At 35.3% G+C, this 22,232-nt stretch carries 22 protein-coding genes; 3 read left to right on the top strand and 19 right to left on the bottom strand.

The window, feature by feature from the left end; translation table 11 throughout:
• Positions 1-25: 25 nt before the first annotated feature.
• The 12 genes from I585_RS18320 to I585_RS18270 all read right to left on the bottom strand — a co-directional run bounded on the left by I585_RS18320 (position 26) and on the right by I585_RS18270 (position 11,668).
• Positions 26-766 carry an ABC transporter permease gene (locus tag I585_RS18320; protein ID WP_010740542.1) on the bottom strand — a complete coding sequence of 247 codons (741 nt, stop codon included), beginning with the start codon at positions 764-766 and terminating at the stop codon, positions 26-28.
• Positions 763-1,617, bottom strand: a complete 855-nt coding sequence (locus I585_RS18315; protein ID WP_010740543.1) for an ABC transporter ATP-binding protein — start codon at positions 1,615-1,617, stop codon at positions 763-765. The genes I585_RS18320 and I585_RS18315 overlap by 4 nt, the downstream gene beginning before the upstream one ends.
• 58 nt (positions 1,618-1,675) lie before the next feature.
• Positions 1,676-1,861 (bottom strand): DUF6440 family protein, encoded by a 186-nt coding sequence (locus I585_RS18310; protein WP_010740544.1) that lies wholly within the window; start codon positions 1,859-1,861, stop codon positions 1,676-1,678.
• Between the two features lie 138 nt (positions 1,862-1,999).
• Positions 2,000-2,377, bottom strand: coding sequence for a DUF3021 domain-containing protein (locus I585_RS18305; RefSeq protein ID WP_010740545.1), 378 nt, complete (start codon positions 2,375-2,377; stop codon positions 2,000-2,002).
• A gap of 48 nt (positions 2,378-2,425) precedes the next feature.
• The gene (locus I585_RS18300; RefSeq protein ID WP_010740546.1) at positions 2,426-2,881 is read right to left on the bottom strand and encodes a LytTR family DNA-binding domain-containing protein; all 456 of its coding nucleotides are present in this window, start codon (positions 2,879-2,881) and stop codon (positions 2,426-2,428) included.
• 181 nt (positions 2,882-3,062) lie between these two features.
• Positions 3,063-3,782, bottom strand: a complete 720-nt coding sequence (locus tag I585_RS18295) for a hypothetical protein (RefSeq protein ID WP_010740547.1) — start codon at positions 3,780-3,782, stop codon at positions 3,063-3,065.
• 454 nt (positions 3,783-4,236) lie between these two features.
• On the bottom strand, positions 4,237-5,391 hold the full coding sequence (locus tag I585_RS18290) for an oxidoreductase (protein ID WP_010740548.1): 1,155 nt from the start codon (positions 5,389-5,391) through the stop codon (positions 4,237-4,239).
• Between the two features lie 19 nt (positions 5,392-5,410).
• Positions 5,411-5,950 (bottom strand): SDR family NAD(P)-dependent oxidoreductase, encoded by a 540-nt coding sequence (locus tag I585_RS18285; protein ID WP_276327152.1) that lies wholly within the window; start codon positions 5,948-5,950, stop codon positions 5,411-5,413.
• The gene (locus tag I585_RS23905; RefSeq protein ID WP_010740550.1) at positions 5,928-6,209 is read right to left on the bottom strand and encodes an SDR family NAD(P)-dependent oxidoreductase; all 282 of its coding nucleotides are present in this window, start codon (positions 6,207-6,209) and stop codon (positions 5,928-5,930) included. Before I585_RS23905 ends, I585_RS18285 begins: the two co-directional genes overlap by 23 nt.
• A gap of 15 nt (positions 6,210-6,224) precedes the next feature.
• Complete coding sequence (locus I585_RS18280) at positions 6,225-6,974, bottom strand: SDR family NAD(P)-dependent oxidoreductase (protein WP_010740551.1); 750 nt, start codon at positions 6,972-6,974, stop codon at positions 6,225-6,227.
• A 322-nt stretch (positions 6,975-7,296) separates the two neighbouring features.
• A complete protein-coding gene (locus tag I585_RS22770) occupies positions 7,297-9,000 on the bottom strand; it encodes an InlB B-repeat-containing protein (RefSeq protein WP_010740552.1) in 1,704 nt (567 codons plus the stop codon).
• Between the two features lie 394 nt (positions 9,001-9,394).
• A complete protein-coding gene (locus I585_RS18270; protein ID WP_016249956.1) occupies positions 9,395-11,668 on the bottom strand; it encodes an AAA family ATPase in 2,274 nt (757 codons plus the stop codon).
• A gap of 303 nt (positions 11,669-11,971) precedes the next feature.
• On the opposite strand from I585_RS18270, the gene I585_RS18260 reads away from it, so the two are divergent.
• The gene (locus I585_RS18260; RefSeq protein ID WP_010739124.1) at positions 11,972-13,162 is read left to right on the top strand and encodes an IS256 family transposase; all 1,191 of its coding nucleotides are present in this window, start codon (positions 11,972-11,974) and stop codon (positions 13,160-13,162) included.
• Positions 13,163-13,199: 37 nt separating this feature from the next.
• On the opposite strand, the gene I585_RS22760 is transcribed toward I585_RS18260, so the two are convergent.
• From I585_RS22760 to I585_RS18220, 6 genes are all read right to left on the bottom strand, one after another.
• Positions 13,200-13,706: an ABC-three component system middle component 1 gene (locus I585_RS22760; RefSeq protein WP_010740555.1), complete on the bottom strand. Its 507-nt coding sequence runs from the start codon at positions 13,704-13,706 to the stop codon at positions 13,200-13,202.
• The gene (locus tag I585_RS18250) at positions 13,703-15,394 is read right to left on the bottom strand and encodes a hypothetical protein (protein ID WP_010740556.1); all 1,692 of its coding nucleotides are present in this window, start codon (positions 15,392-15,394) and stop codon (positions 13,703-13,705) included. The genes I585_RS22760 and I585_RS18250 overlap by 4 nt, the downstream gene beginning before the upstream one ends.
• A 60-nt stretch (positions 15,395-15,454) precedes the next feature.
• Positions 15,455-15,706: a helix-turn-helix domain-containing protein gene (locus I585_RS18245; protein ID WP_034709405.1), complete on the bottom strand. Its 252-nt coding sequence runs from the start codon at positions 15,704-15,706 to the stop codon at positions 15,455-15,457.
• 518 nt (positions 15,707-16,224) lie between these two features.
• Positions 16,225-16,932, bottom strand: a complete 708-nt coding sequence (locus I585_RS18235; protein ID WP_010740558.1) for a hypothetical protein — start codon at positions 16,930-16,932, stop codon at positions 16,225-16,227.
• A gap of 235 nt (positions 16,933-17,167) precedes the next feature.
• Positions 17,168-18,070 carry a hypothetical protein gene (locus tag I585_RS22755; RefSeq protein ID WP_010740559.1) on the bottom strand — a complete coding sequence of 301 codons (903 nt, stop codon included), beginning with the start codon at positions 18,068-18,070 and terminating at the stop codon, positions 17,168-17,170.
• A 145-nt stretch (positions 18,071-18,215) separates the two neighbouring features.
• Positions 18,216-18,491 (bottom strand): MerR family transcriptional regulator, encoded by a 276-nt coding sequence (locus I585_RS18220; RefSeq protein WP_010740560.1) that lies wholly within the window; start codon positions 18,489-18,491, stop codon positions 18,216-18,218.
• A 195-nt stretch (positions 18,492-18,686) separates the two neighbouring features.
• Here I585_RS18220 and I585_RS18215 point away from each other — a divergent pair, with 195 nt between their 5' ends.
• Both I585_RS18215 and I585_RS18210 read left to right on the top strand, forming a co-directional pair.
• Positions 18,687-19,421, top strand: coding sequence for a helix-turn-helix domain-containing protein (locus I585_RS18215; protein WP_010740561.1), 735 nt, complete (start codon positions 18,687-18,689; stop codon positions 19,419-19,421).
• 64 nt (positions 19,422-19,485) lie between these two features.
• On the top strand, positions 19,486-20,649 hold the full coding sequence (locus I585_RS18210) for a site-specific integrase (protein ID WP_010740562.1): 1,164 nt from the start codon (positions 19,486-19,488) through the stop codon (positions 20,647-20,649).
• Positions 20,650-20,745: 96 nt separating this feature from the next.
• On the opposite strand, the gene sufB is transcribed toward I585_RS18210, so the two are convergent.
• Positions 20,746-22,140, bottom strand: coding sequence for a Fe-S cluster assembly protein SufB (gene sufB / locus I585_RS18205; RefSeq protein WP_010740563.1), 1,395 nt, complete (start codon positions 22,138-22,140; stop codon positions 20,746-20,748).
• Between the last annotated feature and the right edge of the window lie 92 nt (positions 22,141-22,232).

The following is a 22,232-nucleotide window of genomic DNA, read 5'->3' as shown; positions in this document are numbered from 1 at the left end:
ACAGCTTTAGCCGACAAGCCATTAATCAGATTCCATGCCGCGCTTTTTGTAGCGCTAAGATAAAAATCACGATTCCTAAAATGAACCAAATCGCAACAGTCACTAAATCGTGGCTATTTAGCGCATAGCCTTCTTTGCTGAAAATACCATCTACATAACTCGCGATCACACCAGAATAAGTATAACTTGAGACCTTCTCAATTGTAGAGCTGAAAAATCTGAGCTGCGGCAGCATGGTGAAAACTAAAAGGATCGGTGTACAAATCACACCCGATTGCGTCTGATCCTTCGTCAAAATCCCGATGACAAAGCCGATAATAATACTGATCAATGTCCCACTAGCTGTAATCAAAAGAAATGTTGGCAGGTGGATCGCCGAATAAGAAATCCCGCTGGCTGGAATCAGCAAGAGATTCACGATCATAATGATGCTGAAGGTAGGAATCAGCGACCCGATCAAATACTCATTACTTTTTACAGAAGAAGTCATCAAGACTCGCAACGTGTTCTTCTCCTTCTCTTCGGCGATAGAGGTACTGCTGATCAACAGACCGCCAGAGACGATATTCATGATCAGACCCAATCCCAGCAAAAAGGCATCCACCCGAAACGCACCACTGCCCTGCGGCAGATTTGCCATTACTTTCCGAAAAACGATTACTAGAAACAAAGCGATCAGCGGATTGCTCATCATACTGAGATTGCTGATTATTGTTTGAAATTTTAACCCGGTGATCGCATTGATCCGTTTTACTGTGCTGCTCATACTAAGTTCCTCCCTGTCGCTTCCAAAAAGACTTTTTCTAAGGTTGGTTCACATGAATGGATCGTCTCCACCTGATCGGCGGCGACCCATTTTTCGATGAGTTTCGCTGAATCAACCGATTGCTCCAAGACAACCTCCGTGTGATCCGTCAATTGAATCATGAACCGTTTTTGCTTATTAAATTTAAGCCGTAAATTTTCTGGTGTATCTAGTTCAGCGATCTGTCCCTCATTCAGTAAGGCCACACGATCACACAATTTATCGGCCTCCTCCATATTATGAGTTGTTAAGAAAATCGATGTTCCATCTGCCCGCAGTTCTTCCATCATCTTGTGAACCGAAAGTGCAGAGACCGGATCTAATCCGCTCGTCGGTTCATCTAAAAAGAGTAATTTTGGCTTATGCAAAATCGCCCGAATCAGGACTAGCCGCTGTTTCATTCCCTTTGAAAGTTTTTCAGCTGGCTTTTGACGATGCTCATATAAATCGAATCGTTTTAACAGTTCATCGATAGTCGCTGGATCAACGTCTAATAACTTCGCAAAAAATTTCAAGTTTTGATACACCGTTAATTTTTCATAAAAACCGCTCATATCAGAAACGATTCCAATTTTCTTATAAATATCTTCATCAACCTTTTCCACGGGAATCCCCAAAATACTCGCTTGTCCCGAGGTTTGTTTAAGCTGACCAGTTAATATCTTGATCGTAGTCGTCTTGCCTGCTCCTGATGGTCCTAGGAAGCCAAAGATTTCTCCTTCATAAACACTAAAATCCAATTTTTTGATTGCCTCATAGCCTTTAAACTGCTTGGATATGTCCTTTGCTTCAATTAAAACTTTTCGTTCCATACTCTGTCTCCTCTATTTTGATAAGTTTACTTGTCAACCGTATGTAAAAAAAATAGTCCTATTTTTCAGTATCTGCCAACATCGGTTTGCCATCCTGATCCACCAATACTGCCATGCCTGAACCCATATTCGGTACGATCGCCAATAGATACTGCACACCTGAATGTTTGTCGGTCACAACCGTCGTGATCCCTGATCCGCTTGTTTCAATCGTCTTTACATCGAATCTTTTTTCCTTCGCCATTTTCATACACTCCCTTTTTGACAAGTTTTATTGTCAAACACAGTATAAGACTGACAAGTAAACTTGTCAACACAAAAATACTCACACCTACAAAAAAAAGCCAGCAATCTAAATCACTGACTTCCCAATAAACCTATTCTAGCGCAGTTTTTGATTGATCTGCTGAATGTCTCGTTTGTACTTTAAGTAATAAAAGATCCAAATGGCAAAGAAGATCAAGAAAAATGACAGAGAGGCGGACACGATCACCTGCCATTTGAAGGGAAACCAATCATTCACTCCCGCCGTGATCAAAAAGGCGATAAAACTGCCGCCCATATGGATCAGCGTTTGCGCCAACATCGGCAAACGTTTTACGCTATAAACCATTCCTAATAAACCAATTACTACCGATAGCAATACAAAGCTCGCCACGATTTTTCTTACATCGTTGTCCGCAAAGATAAAGGCAAACAACATACAGATCGTACTGCCGATCCCGATCGCTTGTCCTAAACGCTTAATTACTTTTTTCATTTCAATTCCTCCTTTAATCATTCTAACGAAAAACTTTCCACGATTTTCCTATCCGACCATGCCTAAATGACGTTTCAACTGGTCGACAAATCGGCGAGAGACCGTGATCTTCTGGCCATTTTTCAAGTAAGCATATAAGCTGCCGGAAAAGGCGACCTCCAGCCTTTGAATTTCCTTGGTATTCACTAGTGCCGATTTTGAAACCTGTAAAAAAGCTTCGTCGGAAAGCTCTTCTTTTAACGCGACCAATGATTTGCGGAAAGAATACTGTTGATTAGCAGTGTAGAGCGTTACGATTTTATTGAATACTTCTAAATAAATAATTTCTGATTTTTTTAATAGGATAAACTCATCCTTCAGCTTAATGACTAATTGATCCTCTCGATCGTCTTCCAGCCGACTGGCGATTTGGTCGCCCAACATTTCTTCCGCCGCCCGAATCCGAACCTCTGGCTCCGTCCACTTTTTCCCGATCTCCATTTGAATCTTCAACCCTTTAAACATCTGCCCCGCCTCCATCTGTATCCTTATAGTAAGTCATTTTCCACTGAGAAAGTAGCCTTTTTTCCTTTCCGGTAAGCTGAGTGTCCTAAGCGGTTTTACCAATTGATCTCTTGTACAATTCCAGCAATACCGTTTTAGTGCAACAAAAAAAAGAGACCTTTTTAAGGTCTCTGAGTTCACATTATTCTTGCACCATCTTAACACCAGCGGGTTCAGTTTCGTACTCGCACTCGCTGTCTGTTTCGATCGGTCTTTCTCTTAACTCAATGTCCAATTGGTGCTGCTGCATCGTACCAATCTTCTCTGTGATCAACACTAAGAGCTGTTTCAAGCTTTCTTCAGAGTTGATTTTATTCTCGACAATCGCCTGACACAGGTATTCGACTTGATGACTTTGTTCAAACAGTTCCAAATAGCTCTCACTGTAGCTGTCAACATCACGAATAATCTGCCAATCGGTATCATTATAATAGGTGTCATACATGATGAAATCCAACCGATATACCGCTAAAACAAATAGATCCCGCACTTTTTGATTTTCTTTCAATAACCTTGCCAGCTCAGTCGAGCCGTTTGCGATCTCTCCGCCTAAATCGATTAGAACCGAATAATTGTTTTCGTATTCCTTCTTCAACTTAGTGAATAGGCGTGCTGTTTTATGAACTTCCTTCTGCTTCTCACGATATTTCAAAAATTGAAACATCAAAAGCGCTGCTAAAAATGAAAAGAAGCAGCCAAAGAAAGCCGTCGATGCATTGACAAATGTTCGGATGATATCGAGGTGACTCCCGAAGAATTCTCGATTAAAATAAATCAGACCGATACTTATCACCGCAATAACTTCACCGACCAATAAAACGGACAAGGAAACAATCGCTAGTTTTTGTTTTTCTGAAATCATTTTTCACCACGCATTCAGAATGAATGCTTCTCCTTATATTTTTTCTCCCAAACCCCTAAAAATAAGTTCATTCGCCTCCTTAATCCACTTAATAAGCGTTTCAAACACTCTGAAAACTATTTTTTGTATATTTTCTCAACTAAATTAACATTTTTATAATAAATAATGTATTTTAGTTATTCGACAACGTGGTTTATTATATCATTTATTGATTCTTCAATAAAGAGTTCTCAAACATTTTGAATAAAAAATTACTTTACAAATTTTATTCAAAATGAATTTGAGACGTTCATTGCTGCGCGGCATCTATAAATAAGCATCATTAGTCGTTTCATAGATAATTTTCCCCGAGATAATATGCCGCAAAAAATCTACTCACGGAATCCATAAGTAGATAACCAATTCATAAAAAAACTCGAAACGCCGGACGATCAGCGTTTCGAGCAAATATCTATTATTTTTCAACCAATCCTTCGACCTGCGGCAGCCCGATCCCAGCCGTGTAAACTTCGACCAGGCCTGACGGCAGCTCAAGATCATCGGTATGACCTTTGACATTCATATGGATCGTATCCTCTTTGTCCGCCAAGATTTTTTCTTTAAAATCCGGATCGGACAATGCCGCCACACCCATTGAAGCAACATCGCCATATTTCAGCGCATCTAGTGCTTCATTGGCGGAGCGGATCGTTCCTGAAACGACTACTGGAACTCTGACAGCGACAAAATTTTTAATCACTAAGCTGGCTGGTTCTGTGTAGTCACCCTTTTGCGGCATCGCTTTATAGGCGTCTTTGCCAAAATTACCGCCGGCTGCTGAAGAAAGATCAAGGAAATCCAGGTCTTGTTCTAATAGCTTATCGATCAGCTTCAACGAATCATCCAAGTCGTAACCAACCATTTCGCCATGAATTTCTTCTGGAGAGATCCGATAACCCACGATCGCATCGGGATTTTCCGCCCGCGCGGCTTTCAATACTTCCTTCGTCACCTCGATTGCAAAATTCATGCGCTTCTCAAACGATCCACCCCAATAATCCTCGCGCTGATTCGAATAGCTGGAGAAGAATTGCTGGATCAGATAATGATTCGCACCATGAATCTCGACACCATCAAAGCCAGCTTTCAACAGACGCTGCGCCGCCAAACCGAAATCCTTCACGACTTGCCAGACTTCATCTTCGGTCAATTCCGTCACCTTGTATTGTAAAAACGGAAACTCGATCGCACTCGGCGCATAAGCTTTCCCCGTCACATAACAGCCATAGGCACCTTCACGACCGGGATGCTGAATCTGACCGATCGCTTTACTGCCGTTGCTCTTCATTGCCGCGGCCAACTTGCTATAAGCTTCGATCGCGTCATCATTGTAAAGCGCCAATTGTTTCGGGTGACCTTGGATATTTTCTTGAACCGTGATTGCTCCGGTTAAAAGTAAATCCGCAAACTTGCTGCGGCGTTCAAAATACTTGATGTCTTCCTCTGTCGGATTTCCCGTTGCCGGATCAGCCGCAAATACCACCATCGGACACATGCCGAAACGATTTCTCAAACGTCCACCGTGCTTCAACTCGATCGGTTCAAATAATGGTGCATACTTTTCTTGCATTTCGATTCCTCCCTTTCGATTAAACTCTCGCGTGTGTCGTATACCAGCCGCCATCGATTGCGATCGTCGCACCAGTAATGAAGCTGGCTTTTGCCGAAGCTAGAAAGGCAAATAATTTTGCCGGCTCCCAATCCTCACCGATTCGGCGACTAGGGATCGCCTTCAATGCTGCTTCCGTTCCTAGCATTTCCCATGCTTGATCCGGCATCAAATTCGTGCGGATCAAGCCCGGACAGACAGCATTTACCCGAATAAACGTGTTGTCGCCTTCATCGATTTCCGTCACTGCTTTTGGCCGGCCAAACATATCCGCTGGGTTATTATTTAAGAGTGCCGCCGCACTTTGTCGCGTATAATTCAGCAACGCCGCTTTCAATACATTGTAAGGAATCGAATCGCCAATCATGAACGAAGCCACCGATGCTGTATGAGTGATACTCGGATTCTTTGACTTGCGCAAAAGCGGCACACAATATTTGGTAAACATCGCCGCATGCAATACATAGAGCTGAAACGCTCGTTCAAATTCGTCAGCATCAACATTTTTCCACTGTTCCAACGATCGCGGAACCCGCATTACATATCAGACTGTCCAGTCTGCCAAATTTCTCCTGCGCAAAAACCACCGCGGCTTTGATCTGTTCCTCATCCGTCACATCACATTTGAAGGGTAAAAAGTTCTCACCTAAATCCTTCGTCCGACTAAAATTCCGCCCGATCCCGATCACCGTCGCGCCCTGATCCAAAAACTCCTTTGTCGTTGCCAAACCGATGCCAGAAGTCGCGCCAGTAATCAATACGATATAATCTTTTAACATCTCGATTCCTCCTTGTTAGTTACTGACCGTCATCAAGCCGCCATCGATCAACACATCGGCGCCGTTGATATACTGTGCATCCGTCGAGGCTAGAAACGCGATCAAATCCGCTACTTCTTCCGGCTTTCCTGTTCGCCCGCAAGTGACCTTCGCCATCCGGTCATACATCGCCGACACATCAGCTTCTTCCATATTGACACCTTCGCGCTGGAAAATCGGTGTCTGGATAAAGCCCGGCGACACACTATTGCGGCGCACACCAATAAACCCCATAGCTTGCTGCTTGGTATACAGCACCACGGCGTTCTTCGCTAAATTATAAAGAGGATTTTCAGAGCTGACAGTTCGACTGGCTGCAGAAGCGGTGTTGATGATACTTGCGTTGTTTTTCGGAGCGTTTACTAAAAGAGGATACAATTCTTTGGCAAAAAGCATCGGTGCCCGCAGCAAAAGATTGAAACTACGATCAAATTGATCAACGGTCACATCTCGAATCGTGGTATTTTCACCAAAACCTGCATTGTTTACAAACACATCCAGCTCATTGTCAAAGGTTTCTTTGATAAATTCACAGGTCTTCACGATCTCATCGGCATCCCGCACATCACAGGTCCGAGGAATAAACCGATCGCCTAGATCCTTCGTCTTGCTAAAATTCCGTCCGATCCCAATGACCGTCGCACCTTCGTTGATAAACAGTCGAGCCGTGGCCAAACCAATACCCGAGGTCGCACCAGTAATAACGACTTTGTAATCTTGGAACATCGTTCTACCTCCTAAATTATTTTCAAAAATAGGCAGTCGAATTTGTTCAAATGAGTTGCAGTTTGTGGATTTTTGGTGCATACAGGTGTCAGGATGACACAAATAAAGATTGAGGATTTTTCTACGATGCTAGGTTAATCATATCATTAAATCACCCAGTTAGAAAACGCCTTCACAAAAAAAGCATATTTTGTATGAGATATATCAGACAATTCTTAACGCTAGCAAATGGCGCCCACAAAAAAGCCAGTGACATAGGTCATTGGCTTTAAAAATAATGGGTTGGATTTTACATAACAATCACTTCGCTAATACTTTCAATCTATTCATAACTAATCTTAAATACGATTCTACCCTCATAACTCCCAGCCTGGATCTGCTTCGGCTCTTTCAAAGAAATGACCCCCGCTTCCTGAACGACTCCATTACCTGAAGGAATAAATAAAACTGGGGAATCAGGGTCTGAAGTAGATCCATTCCAGCTCAATTGGCTCAGGCTTTCAATTGAAGAGTCGCTCTTATGTTTTAGAATTAATTGATTATCATCGGAGATTGACGTTTCATTCTTATTGATCCTAACTGACAAATCTTCATTCCCACGATTTATTCCGCTGATCGCAACTTCAGTTTGACTGTTCAAAGAAATCCTCATTGGAATGTTCACGGTGTAATTTTCAAGCCATTTCGCATAAATAGTCCGCGACTCTGTTGCTGGCTGACTAAAATCAAAAGGTTCAGTACACTCTCTATCGATGTACCAGCCATCAAACTGAAAATTTGCCTTTGTGGGAGGAGCTGGTTTGGCCCAATGAGAATTGACCACTGCTTGTTGAGGCAATATCTCACTACCCCCATTTGTTTCAAAAGATAGATCGTAAACGGCTAATACATTGACTACTACATCTCTTACTAAGTTCTCGTAATAGTATCTGATATCCCAGCTCCCAGGTCTGGATGTATCTACCTCATCGCTTGATAGATAGACATGTTCGTGCTTATCGACAACATTACCATACTTGTCCGTAACAAAAGAAATGTTTTCATAGAGGTCCAAATTAGTATACTGAGGAATTTCTATATAGTGTTTTTTTATTTCAAACGCCGTTTCATCCATATCATAATCTACAGAGTAGACTCCGCTATAATTAATTCTATTTCCGTCAATAATTGTAGTGAGTGCAAAATTAAATGTGAATGGCTCCCGTCTGCTCCCTCTTGTAAAAATCCCAGTACTAGCATTGTAGGTAACATGACTACTCGAAATATTCGAAACAGCTATGGCCGAATTTCCTCCACCTGTGGACATCGCTGTTTGAACGACCTGATTATCACTAAACAAAGATTGCAGAGAGATCGTCTCACTAGGGGAAAACTCTTTCGAAAACTTTTGATTTCTAAAAGCATTTATGTCTATACTGTCCAATGTCTTACCGAAAGAAAGGTTTTTGATTTGATTTCCTGAGAACGCGTCACTTTCTATTCTTAAAACATTTGCGCCTAAAATTTGCACTGAGGTAATTTCGTTATTCATAAAAATCGCTCTTCTATATCTGCGCATCAGTGATCCACCGCTAACAGAAGTAATCCCTTTATTGGCAAACACCATTTCATCAATATCTGCTAAAGCCATAGCATTAGCATACGTTGGTAAATTAATATCAGTCACTTTCCCTGGAGTAAAGGACGTAATTTTATAAGAAGACATATAAGTCATAGACATTCCGCTATCCTCAGCAGACACATACCCCCCGCTTGAATATCCGATTCCCGTATTCTGATCAACAAAGTCATAATATGGCGCCACGCTCTCAATACTGTCTTCACTAGCTTGGTTAATTAAATCCGCCCCATCATGTAATTTTACTTCATCGTCAATCAATTGGTCACTATCCAACTCATCTTCTTCAATAAGCTTAACGCTTTCTCTCACTTCGCTTGAATGATCAGCCACAGTTTTCACAGGTACCATCACCCCTAATAACATCATAGATAGTATACCTATCGATATCACTTTTCCAGTTCTCATGGAAACGCCCCCTCAAATGATTATTTAAAAAGCATAACAAAAATATCCTGCTTCATTTGTCGACTTATTTTAAATAATTAAAATCTTGGAACACTGCATCAGAGAGGTTGATCAAAAGGAATACAGTAAAAGAGTAAAAAGTCGAAGAATATGAAAAAAGCTAGAAACCTATACGTCAAGGTTTCTAGCTTATAAACAAGTATTACCCCACAGAACCTTCCATTAGATTTTTTAGCCTTTAATGGATAGCAATAGGCTTTAAATTAACATTTAATCATTTCACTTACTAAAATAAGAATAAATAATATTCAACTAAACTAAACTAAATGGCATTTAATTTGGCATTATTTTTTTGAGGAGCTATTTCAGAAATTAATGTTTTAACAATACACTTTTAATCCTTTAAATATTCTAACTGCATATTATAATTGTTAGTAGTCTTTTTACCCTGTTGGTATTTATATTGAATTAATCTACTCTTATCTTCTTCATGTGTTGATAGTAACACTTGAGTATTAGGAAATTCTTCTACTAGTATATCAGCAAAAGAATGAGCACTAACATCATCTATTGACTGTAAAGGATCATCAATCATAATCAAATTCAATTGGTCTTCTTTAGAATAGATTTTCCGAATAGCTAGTAGAATTGATATAATTACACCATTTAACTGTCCGATACTTAATATATTAAAAATATCTGTGTTCATTTTTTTATTATCATGGTTTACTTTAAAAACAACTTGTGTCTCATTTACCTCTGCATAGATACCTAATCCAAGTTGATAATTTTGAATAATTCGGCCGCTTATCAGAAATAGAGGTAATTGGATTTTTTTTATAAACTGTTCCTGATAATTCTTGTACGCCTTACTATTATAATCTCTAATCAATTCTAATAATTTATTAATCTCCGTTGCACGCTCGTGTTTTTTCAAAATTTCTTTTATTTTTTTACTTTTTTCTTCATTTTTTTGTAATTCATTTTCATATGTATCTCTATATTTACTTTGAATATATAAATACTTCGTATTTAAGTCTTCTACTGAAATATTTGGTTTATTATTATCAAAAACTTGCTTATGAATTTCGTTTAACTTAGATAACTCATTATCAGGTAATACCTGTTCATTACCTTTTAATTCGTCTAATTTCGAATGAAACTTTTCTAATAAATAAGTAAAATCATTCTCTTCCTTTTTTGTTTCTTTAAATACATCTGAAAAATTTGAAATTACTTTTTCTATACTAGTAAGCTCTGCATCAGTAATTGATTTTAAATTTTTGATCTCATGATATAATATTAATTCTTCTACCCATGGTTTTAATATATCATTGATTTTATTTAATATAGAACTTTCCAACTCTGCTATTGATACTGTGTACTGATTCAACTCTTTTTCTTTATCGCCTAGCGATGATTCTAAAATAATCGTTAAGTCATTATAAGCTTTATCTAAGTCTTGAAGAAATGTTCCACAAAAAGGGCAGTGTTCAATATCAATAATATGTTGATGTTTTTGTTGCTCTTTCAATTCCATTCTTTTTTTATTCAAACTAATTATCTCAGATTTATCCCCCACAATAGTTTTACTTAATGTATTTTTTTTATCCAAAAGTATATGGTACTCTGTTATTTCTTTACTAACTTCTTTATCTTTAATTATCTCATAAGTAACAATTTCTGATGATATTATTTTTTTTTCAAAAAAATTATTGAGATCTGACAGTTGCTTCCACCATACTTTTTTTTCTGAATAATCTTGAAGTTTATCTCGATAAAAAAAACCTTTTAATGACAACGTTGAAATATTATTTATTTTATCAATTGCCTTAATTCTATTTGACTCTATAAGTAAGTTATAATTCTCAACTAACTTTTTAATTGATTCTAATTGCTCCTTATATTTATCAATTGGAATAGTTATATCAATATTTTTTAAATCAAACAAAAAATCTTTTTCTGGAAATATTTTTTTATACTCGACTAGCTGATCACCGATTTGAGTTTTACCAATTATTTCTTTTAATCTTCGGTTCTCAGACCCTATTTTCTCTTCCTGTTCTTGTAATTTTTTCTCAATATTATTTATCTTTTCAGAAAAAGAGAGTTTCAATTTTTTTATAAATTCAATTCTTTCATCGATTTCTTTCATATCTAAAATACTGGTTAAAATTTTTTTTCTTTCACCATATTTTTCTTGAAGAAATAGCAATGAATTATTTTGTGAAATATACATTCCAATTTTAAAGAAATTATTATTTATATTTAACAATTCATAAACTCTAAAATCATCTATATCTTCAGTAACACCTGAGTCATCAGTATACTTTAATTTACTATTATTTCCATTCTTCCAATCAAAGATACGTTTAATTGTAAAATCTTTATTTTCTTTAGTAAAATATCCAGTAATTTCAGTAGGTTCAGAGTCTGTGTTCGCTATTATTGATAAGAATGTGGTGTGTCCATTTTTTAACTTAGATTCAAAATGAACTATATCTCCTGTAATTAATAACTCTAATGAATCAAAGACAGTAGATTTACCGTATCCATTAGGACCGTCTAATATAGTAGCATCATTATTCTCAAAATAAAACTCTTTTATCTTTTCTGACGAAAAGCTTTTGAAGTTCTTAACTTCCAATTTATTAAGATAGATATCCATCTATATCACCTCCATAAACGTCTTTTATGATATCATTAACTAGATCTATTATATTTTTTTCGATTTCTCCATCTTTTTTTATACTGGGAAAAATGATATCTTCCATTTCTGTTATTTCTTTTAACGAAAATGAATCTGTTTGTTTCCTTACTGATGTATATATATTATGAAAATCATCTAATTCTTTTTTTTCAAATCGCATTTTTATTGAGAGTGTAAAATATTTTGTGTAAATAGAAAAAAGGAAGTCCCTTCTGTAGAATAGAGTTACCACAACACATTCACAGAAAAGAGGGCTTCCATATGAACGATTTTACTACAGAAATTCTAAAGACTCTAGCGAACAAAGGCGATTTGAATGAATTATTCCGTGTCCATTTGGAAAAAGCTGTCAATACGCTTCTCAAAACGGAGTTAACGGCTTTCCTCGATTACGAAAAGTACGATCGCATTGGTTTTAACACGGGTAATTCTCGTAACGGCTCCTATGACCGTACGGTCAAGACCGAGTACGGGGAACTTCATCTCCAGATTCCGCGCGACCGCAACGGCGAGTTCAAGCAACAGACTGTTCCTGCTTATAGACGGACGAATGATACCTTAGAGGAGACCGTCATTCACCTCTTCCGAAAAGGTATTACCATGTCGGAAATCGCAGACTTGATTGAGAAAATGTATGGGCATCACTACACGCCCCAAACCATGTCCAATATGACTAAATCATTTACGGAAGAAGTCACTTCATTTAAGGAACGTGAGCTTCATGACCGTTATGCCGCTATTTATATGGACGCAACCTATATCCCTTTAAAGCGGAAAACCGTCGCCAAGGAAGCCATTCATATCGCAGTTGGCATTCGCCCGGACGGTTCAAAGGAAGTGTTGAGCTATGCGATTGCACCAACTGAATCTATCACGATTTGGGAAGAGATTTTAATAGACCTCCAGGAACGTGGCGTGAAAAACGTCCTCCTTTTCATCACGGATGGCTTAAAGGGGATGGCAGGGGCCGTGCAGCGGTTCTACCCCAAAGCCCGTTTTCAACATTGCTGTGTGCACGTTTCCCGTAATATCAGTCACAAAGTGCGTGTCGATGATCGTAAGGAAGTCTGTGATGATTTTAAAATGGTGTATCAAGCGTCATCTAAAAAGGCGGCATTGGAAGCACGTGGTGCTTTTGCGGAAAAATGGAAAACCAGCTATCCAAAAATGGTGGAATCGATCCTTTCGAACGATTACCTGCTCACTTTCTATGATTTCCCATTAGCCATACGCAAGACTATTTACTCTACGAACTTGATTGAATCCTTTAATAAGCAAATCAAGAAATACAGCCACCGCAAGGAACAGTTCCAAAATGAAGAGTCGATGGAACGTTTCTTAGTCTCGTCTTTTGATACTCACAACCAAAAATTCCTAGGTCGCAGTCATAAAGGTTTCCAACAGGCCGAAGGCGAGCTCGAACAAATGCTGAGTCAACCGATGGAGAATTAGAAACAATCTACAGTAGGGAAGAACCATTTACACAAAATTATTGACGCTCCCTTTTTATTAATGGTATTTTTATTATCATTCTATATAAAAGTGTAAAAGAAATATCTTTTTTATATTCAGGATATGATTTGAAAAAATTACCATCAATATTAAAAATCTCTTCACTTTTACTTCTAAGCTCTTTTAATTCATTTTCTGTATAATAGCAAACATATTTTTTATAACAAAACTCATTTTCTTCAACTTTAATAATCTTTTTGTAACTTTCAGTAGTTAAATCTGGGACTCTTGAAAACAATATCAAATAAGTATCTTGGGGAATAACTTCATGTTCTAAGTATGTTTCAATAAATCTATCAGCTTGTTCTAACTGCTCTTCTGGTTCTTGGTTACTCCATAAGAAGAGATATTCTTTTGAAATTTCTTTAGGTTGGTAGGAACTAAATAATACTTCTTCTTCTAAATTTGAGTATATCTCTTTCCATGTTCCATCTTCTAAACCAAATTTTTTTGTTACTGATAATAGAAAATTTCCATCATTCATATTTTTTTATTCCTTTCTATAAATATATCTCTTTTTATTAAATTAAAATTAATGTCTGGGAAAATACTTTTTTGTGATTCTATTTTTTTATCCTCAAAAAGGCTGCCAGGTATTAAATTAACTTTTTGCTCTTTATACCCAACTTTTTCGTCCTGCATATCTACAATTACGGAACTATTGGCGTAAATTTTTTTTACCTCATTGTTTTCCTTGATCCCACTTAATACTCTAGGGAGTGATTGTTTTCTTTTTAAGGTTATTGCTGAAGGAATAATTTTTTCACAATAATCTTCAAATTCGTGACTGTTAGCTATATAAATATGTTTTTGGTCTGAAAATAATGATTCTGTATCAACGTTTTCTAACAGTTCTAACAGTTCTACTATTCGAGCTCCACTAAAAACTTCTGTAATAAAAGCATGTGTTTCATCCTCTACAACAGTGGGATCTAAAACCTTTGCATAAATTTCACGTTCTATGGGATCAAATATTGCTCTTAAATCTTTCAACGGACAATATTCGCAGGTTGGTTTTTCGCAATCTTCGCAATAAGACAAAATTTCTCTTTCAATGTTCTTTAAAACTTTCTCATCTAATTTCATTTTAGTAAAAAAAATATTAAATAATTCTATGTTGTCAATAACTTCTTTTATTTTTTCACTAAATTTATCAAACTCTATTTTGTATCCAACCTCTTTATTACCACGTTTTTCATGTAATTCATTTATTTTTTCAATAACTAAATAGCTTACATTTGCAAAGGCTAAATCAATCTCTAAATCATCGTACTCTTTATCTTTATCTAAGGACTTTAAAAAAATTTTAATTTCTTTTTTTATATATTTGACTATGTCTCCAGTTTCAATAAAATCATCTTCATTGTATCCATAAAGAATAATTTTTTCTGCATATTCAGATTTAGACCAGTCAGAAATTTCAGATGCAGTTGCCAAATAACATTTTGCACTTTTTGAACCAATTTGTTTTTTATGATTAATCAATTTTTCACATGCTTCAATGTAAGAAGTCAATTTCTTTCCAGCTACATAAGCTTTAACCTGAAATATTTCTATTGGTTTATTATTTTTATAAATGATAAAGTCTTCGTATTTTTCTATTTCAACTGAATGATTTTTTATGTCTTCTTCAGAAAATTCATTTAATAATTCCAAAACTCTTAAAATCGTTATAAAGCCTTGATAATTAAAACCATTCCAAGAAGGTGTAGCATCATTTGATTTAAAAACTAAATTCATGATAGGTTTTCTTTTAAATGTCTTCAAATAGGCTTCCATTAATATTCCTGATGTATATTCTCCCTCAGTGGATTCAATAAAACCAACTTTAATAATGTCTTTATTTTCAATCTGATTAAAGATAATTTCAGGTTTTCTTGAAGAGTCTGATATATTTTTTTTAAATTTTTTTACTGCAAATCTGATATTTTTTTCATATTTTATATACAAAATATTATCACTAGCTCGCTCCATAGACTCATTCAATAAGAATGTATCTACACCTTTTCCTTCAATGGAGCATTTTCCAAACTTAATATCCTTCTCATTTTCTACAAATATTAGAATAATCCCTTCAGAATTGGAGATATCTTCAATATCAATATCTTTAAAATAAAAAGAATTTTTTTTACATGCCTTGATTTTATCCACTATATCATTAACTTCTTCCAAGTTTTTCACTCCTTTGAATTTTATAACTAAAATTGAGTAATTACGGTTTTCGAAAATGTTTTAAATATAATTTAAAATTAAATCAAATTCAATTTTAAAAACTTTTTTTATTCCTATAAGTTGTTCTAACTTTATATGTTGCTTTCCACTTTCAATTTTAACAAGTGTTTCCCTTGTAATATCTATATCCATCAATTGTAATTGTTTAACCAATTCAGTCTGCCCTATACCTTTTTCAAGGCGAATTCGTCTTATATTACTTCCAATTATATTATCATTATCTATAATTTTCTCTTCCCTCAAGATTAACACACTTTCTGGACTAAAATTAGTCCTTTTTTATTAATCTTAGAGAATTAATATGTTACAATGGGACTAATACTAGTCCACTTAAAGGAGAAGATTATGACTTACAATGATATTAAAATTTTTGAGAAAAAAAGATACTCTAAAGTAGTTTTTTCAAAGATTATTATTTCTTTAATTATTGCTTTTTTTCCAATATCAAATCCCTATAATTCAAAAATAGGAACTATTTTTCTTACTTATTTAGCTACTTCTATTATCTACACTTGTTTTGCAATATCTAAAAACTATCTGGTAACTAGTATTCTAGTATTCCTTGTTCCTCTCATCTTTGTTTATCTTGATAACATTACAAAGCAAGGTTACATTTCAAATAAAACATATATGTATACTAATGTATTCCTACTACTTTTACCTTTTTTATACGATTCTTACACTTTAATATCGCTCGTAATAATGAAAATAAGAGAGAAGAAGCTAAGATAGATCACTTTATCCTAGCTCCTTCCCTCTTATTTTATTTCCTATTCCTCGTAATCATCTAATATATCAACTAAATCAAACCAATCATCATCAGAAAAATGATAATCAAGATTAAGTTTTTTTCGTCTCAAATTTTCATAGTATTTGAGTAATCGATTAGAAAATTCTGTTAGTCTCTCATCACTTAAATTCTTGATGAAATCATTATTTAAGTAAATCCAAAGGTACTCTTCTATTTCTTCATCTTGATATTTAGATTCTCGAATCATTTCAGTTATAAAAACCAACGAATCATGTATATTCTGATAAACATCTTGAAGTAATACAAATTTAGGGATAGGCAGATGGTTTTCCTCATATGCCTTTATTATTTTTACAACCTCATCCTCTGTTAAATCATTACTTGTAAAATGAAAAGCTACTTTTTCTAACCGATCATATTCCTTTTCCATCAAGCTATAAATTTCATCCATTCTTCTCTCCAGATGTTCGACTTCTAAATCACTATAAAATTTTTCTGAATTTATTCTTCGAACTATGGAATTTATATTTTTTCCAATGTAGTTTACTTCTCTATATAACTTCCTATAAACAGACATATCTACATTCAACATAAAATGAGAATTAGCGGAATCTATTAGGAATGCTGATATCGTTGCGTATCCAAATAGTTTAGTTTTTTCTTTAATATATTCTTTCTCTTTAGGTTCTAAAGATATCTGTAAATACGTCTTTTTTCTTTTAGTCATTTCCATTCTCCTTTCGAGTAAAACGACAAAAATATTACTTAAATTTCATCTGAAATTTGAGCTATATTTCAGCGGTTTTAGGTGTAACCTAACAAGTAAAAAATCTCTGATTTTTGGGTTTGTCATGACAAACCCGTTGCTTGCCCTTTTAATAATAAGAAAATATAGCTAGAAATCTTTCTTAAAAATATCTAGCTATATGCTTTTTGTAATTTCAACTCAAAAATGTTAATTTTTACTTTACATTAGAACCCTCGTAAATAAAGTCCTTTCTATTTTTACGCCATTCCTTTTCATTAGAAAAATAAGTTTTAGATTCAAAAAAAATATCTTCCAATTCTAATTTATCTTCTAAAAATAATTCATGTAAATAACTACTTCCATACTCCTTCTCCATTACAAAAACATTCTCCCAAAAGGTTTTCATTGTTGTGTACCAATATCCTTTTAAATTCTGAATCTCTTTTGATTTATGCTCTCCTTCTTTCTTCTTAAAAATAAACCTGTATGCCTCTTTTTCAATTTCCTTTGACCATGTTTCACCAGTAATTTTGTATCCTTTATTTTGCTTGTTTATTTCTTTTTCCACTACTGCTTTGGTCTTGAAAATAATATCTAAATAATCCTTACATTCTAATTCATTTCCAAAATTCAAAAATAAACTTACAGTCTGTTTAGTTAAAAACAATCTATTAAATACTTTTAAAAATAATTCTTTAGTATCGATTTCTGTATCAATAGTATTTGTATTATTAGTATTTGTATTATTAGTATTTGTAGATGGCGTTTTTCCGGAGTTCGGATTACCAGATACCGGAAAATCCACTTCCGGTATCTCAAAACTTCTATCATCACATACATACCAAATATAACTTTTAAATTTTCCATTCTCTTTAATCTGAACACCTTTGATATAGCCAGCTTTTTTTAATTCGTTCCAACCACTATTAAAACTATCACGCTTATCAGTTGAGTGTTTCATTATTTCATTTTTATAAATTTTCCAATCTGAAGGTAAACTTGCCAAATAAACTAATATGCCTCTTGCTTTCCAAGATAAACTTTTATCTTTAGCTGCTGAATTTTTTATTTGAGTAAAATTTCCACTAGAGAAATTTGTAAAAATTCTTTGTTCCATTTCAATCTCCTTTTCTAGGTAAATACAATTGATAAATACTTTTGTATTTACTCAAGTATTTATGATAAAATAGGAACAGAATAATTGGATTAAATTCCTATTTCATAAGACTTGATGTTTTCTGCCAAGATTACACATCAAGTCTTTATTTTTGTCTAGATAATAAAAATTTTGATACTTCTTTTTTTGAATATAAATTCCTCCCTCCAATTACAATCATTGGCATACCTTCATCGACGTATGACCTTAACGTATTTGAACTAACTCCAACCCAACTAGACATTTCTTTTTGGTTCAAAAATTCCTTGTCTGTTCCAGCATTATGAATCGCTTGTTGTACCGCTTCATTCGTTAATTCAAAAATATACCTCTGTAATTCTTTTGTCTGAGTTTCATTAAGCATAACTTGAAATCCTGACATTTTTACCATTCCTTTCTTTATTAATTTCTGAGTAGCTCCTCAAAAAAATATGTCATTTATTGACACTTTTATATTATCAACAATAATTCCACTAGTCAATACGTTCAACATAAAATATGGTCTTTTTTGACACTTTTGCTATCAATATGCTTCGTATTCATTTATACTTATAATTAAAAAGGAGGTTGAGTCTATTTGAACTCATTTGACAATATACAAATAGGTAAAAGAATTAATAAAATAAGAATGACTCATTTTGGGAAAAAACTATCACTTGAAAAGTTTGGTTCTTTACTTGATCCTCCTGCTGACAAAGGACTAGTTAGGAAATGGGAAAAAGGATTTAATTTACCTAATCAAGATAGACTAGAACAAATTGCAACACTAGGAGGGGTTACTACAGATTATCTTCTTTTTGGAAAAGAAAAGTTTGGTATTGGAGAACGCATAAGAAAACAAAGAGAAGTAGTTAGTTTATCTAAAGAAGAAATGGCAAGATATGTGTCTCCCTCAACTACTGTTGATACAATAGATTCTTGGGAAAATGAAGTAACATTTCCATCAATGGAAGAATTACGAAGAATAGCTGAATTACTTCACACCCACTATTTATTCTTTTTAACTGGTGAAAAACGTCAACATGAAACAGATGCTTATCATCTTAGCCCGTATAAATTTTTAGATGATGTAGAAGATGAGTTAGATAAGTTTAATTTTTCTCCTGAAGATAGAATTAAATTAGATAGGGATTCAAAAATATTCATGGAAAGTCGTTTATTAAGCGTAAGAAATCCTGAAATGTATACGTATGTTACCCACCTCCTGAAGCACATCAACTATATTAGTTTGGGTAATTTTGATAAAGATTCTGAGTACCAAAATATTATTAACTGTATTGACCATATTTTTGATTCATTAGAGGAAAAATAATTTTTAACTCCTAAATTGATTTTTGAAATAGCTCCTCAAAAACAATACAACTAGGAGGTACTACATGGCTTCATTTAAGCAATACACACTAAACAACGGTAATAAGCGTTGGAAATTTCAAGCATATCTAGGTACTCATCCTGTCAAAGGAACACCTGTAAAAACAACTAGAAGTGGTTTTAAGACCAAAAAAGAAGCTCAAATTGCCTTAGCACAACTACAAACAGATTTTGAACAAAATAATCGTGAATTAACTAATCAAGAAAAAATAACTTTTTCAGAACTTTACGATTTGTGGTTAAAACAATATCGACTAAAGGTTAAGCCTTCAACGGTTGCTACATCACGTCGATTTGTAGAAAATTATGCATTACAACACTTTGGCAAGTTAAAGTTGGATAAAATCACTGTTAGATACTGTCAAGAAATAGTCAATCTTTGGCATGATCAGTACAAACAGTATCATTATTTTAGAAAAGTAGTTGGTCAGGTTCTTCAGTTTGGTGTTCAAATGGAGTTAATCGATTCTAACCCTATGAGAAAGACTGTACTGCCTCGTAAAAAAGAAGTGGAGGAATTCCCTAACTTTTACACCAAAGAGCAACTAGAGGTGTTTTTTGAGCATTTAGAGAGTCACACTAAACAAGTTAGTCGTACTAGCACCAAAATTCTAACTTTTTTCCGTATTTTAGCTTTCACAGGAATGAGAAAATCAGAAGTTCTTGCTTTACAGTGGAAAGATATAGATATTTTCAATCAAAAACTAACTATTGGAAAAACTCTTGCTATGGACGAGCATAATCAAATCATCATTCAAGAGCCTAAAACCATTAGTTCTCAAAGAGTTATCGCTCTTGATGTTAAAACCATTAAAATCATAGAACAATGGCGATATAATCAAAAAGAATGGTATTTTAAGTTTGGTTATAATACATCCAAAGATACTCAGTTTCTTTTTACAAACAAATTCAATGAATTGTATTATCCTCAAGCTCCAAATGACTGGTTATATAATATTCTTGAAAAGTATGACTTACCTAAAATTACTTTACATGGTTTTAGACATACCCACGCTAGTTTGCTTTTTGAATCTGGAGCAAGTATCAAAGAAGTTCAAGAGCGATTAGGGCATAAAGATGTTAAAACGACTATGAATATTTACACTCACGTTACTCCTGAAAAAGTTAGAGAAACAGGAGAACGATTTGCAAAATATGTTAATTTTTAACAAATGGCATTTAATTTGGCATTTACTCTTAAATCACGTAACAAAAAAAGAGCCCAAAACATTGTTATTTCAATGTTTTGGTACTCTTTAAATTTATTATCCCACTGACCCTTCCATCTCATACTGAATCAGACGGTTCAATTCCACAGCGTATTCCATTGGTAATTCCTTCGTAAATGGTTCCACAAATCCCATAACGATCATCTCAGTCGCTTCTTGTTCGGAGATACCACGACTCATTAGATAGTAGAGTTGTTCTTCAGAGATTTTTGAAACTTTCGCTTCATGCTCTAAAGAAACATTCCCATTCAAAATTTCATTGTACGGGATCGTATCTGAACTTGATTGATCATCCATGATGATCGTATCACATTCGATGTGGCTGAATGAGCCAGCACTGTTCCGTCCGAAGCGTACAGTACCGCGGTAGTCTACCGCGCCGCCATCTTTAGCGATGGATTTTGAAACGATCGAGCTGGATGTGTTTGGTGCGTTATGAATCATACGGGCACCGTTATCTAGCACGATGTTTTTGCCGGCTACAGCGATCGATAGCATTGTACCGCGTGCGCCTTTGCCTTCCATGTAAACACTTGGGTATTTCATGGTTACTTTTGAACCTAAGTTTCCGTCGACCCATTCCATTGTCGCGTTTTCTTGGGCTTGCCCACGTTTCGTTTCCAAACTGTAAACGTTGTTTGACCAGTTTTGAATCGTGGTGTAACGGCAATAGCCGTCTTTTTTAACGAAAACTTCTACGACTGCGGCATGCAAACTATCAGAAGAATACGTTGGAGCTGTACAGCCTTCTACATAGTTGATACTTGCGCCTTCGTCTACGATGATCAACGTACGTTCGAATTGTCCCGTATTCGCTGAGTTGATTCGGAAGTAAGACTGGATCGGAATTTCCGTTTGTACACCTTTTGGTACATAGATGAAGGTTCCGCCTGACCAAGCAGCTGAATTCAGTGCTGCCAATTTGTTATCTGATGGTGGCACCAATGTTCCAAAGTATTCTTTAAATAATTCAGGATATTCTTTCAACGCTGAGTCGGTATCAGTAAAGACGATTCCTAGTTTGGTAAACTCGTCTTTCATGTTGTGGTACACCACTTCTGATTCGTATTGGGCAGAAGCACCGGCTAAGTAAGCCCGTTCTGCTTCGGGTATTCCTAAGCGTTCAAAAGTCGTTTTGATTTCTTCTGGTACATCCTCCCAATCGCGGGCTGGTTTGTCGCTTGAACGGATGAAGTAGTTGATTTTATCGTAATCCAGTTCGGCCAAATCTGGTCCGTAACCGGGCATGTCTAATTTTCTGAATGTTTCTAGGGACTTCAAACGGAAATCCAACATCCATTCTGGTTCTCCTTTTGCGCGGGAGATTTCGCGAATGACTTCTTCCGATAGACCTTCGCCAGTCGTAAAGACGGGTTCGATGTCATCGTGGAAGCCAAATTGATATTCCTCTTGCATTTCAGGTACACTCATGTAATCCCGCTCCTTATTCATCTTAATGTATTCATTTTTCAAGAGTGAAAAATGAGTCCGATTCTCATGCCGTATATCATTCTACTAAATCT

This window comes from Enterococcus malodoratus ATCC 43197, from assembly GCF_000407185.1.
GTDB classification, from domain to species: domain Bacteria; phylum Bacillota; class Bacilli; order Lactobacillales; family Enterococcaceae; genus Enterococcus_A; species Enterococcus_A malodoratus.
The sequence above is the reverse complement of the archived record's forward strand: the minus strand, read 5'-3'. Positions and strand labels throughout refer to the sequence as shown.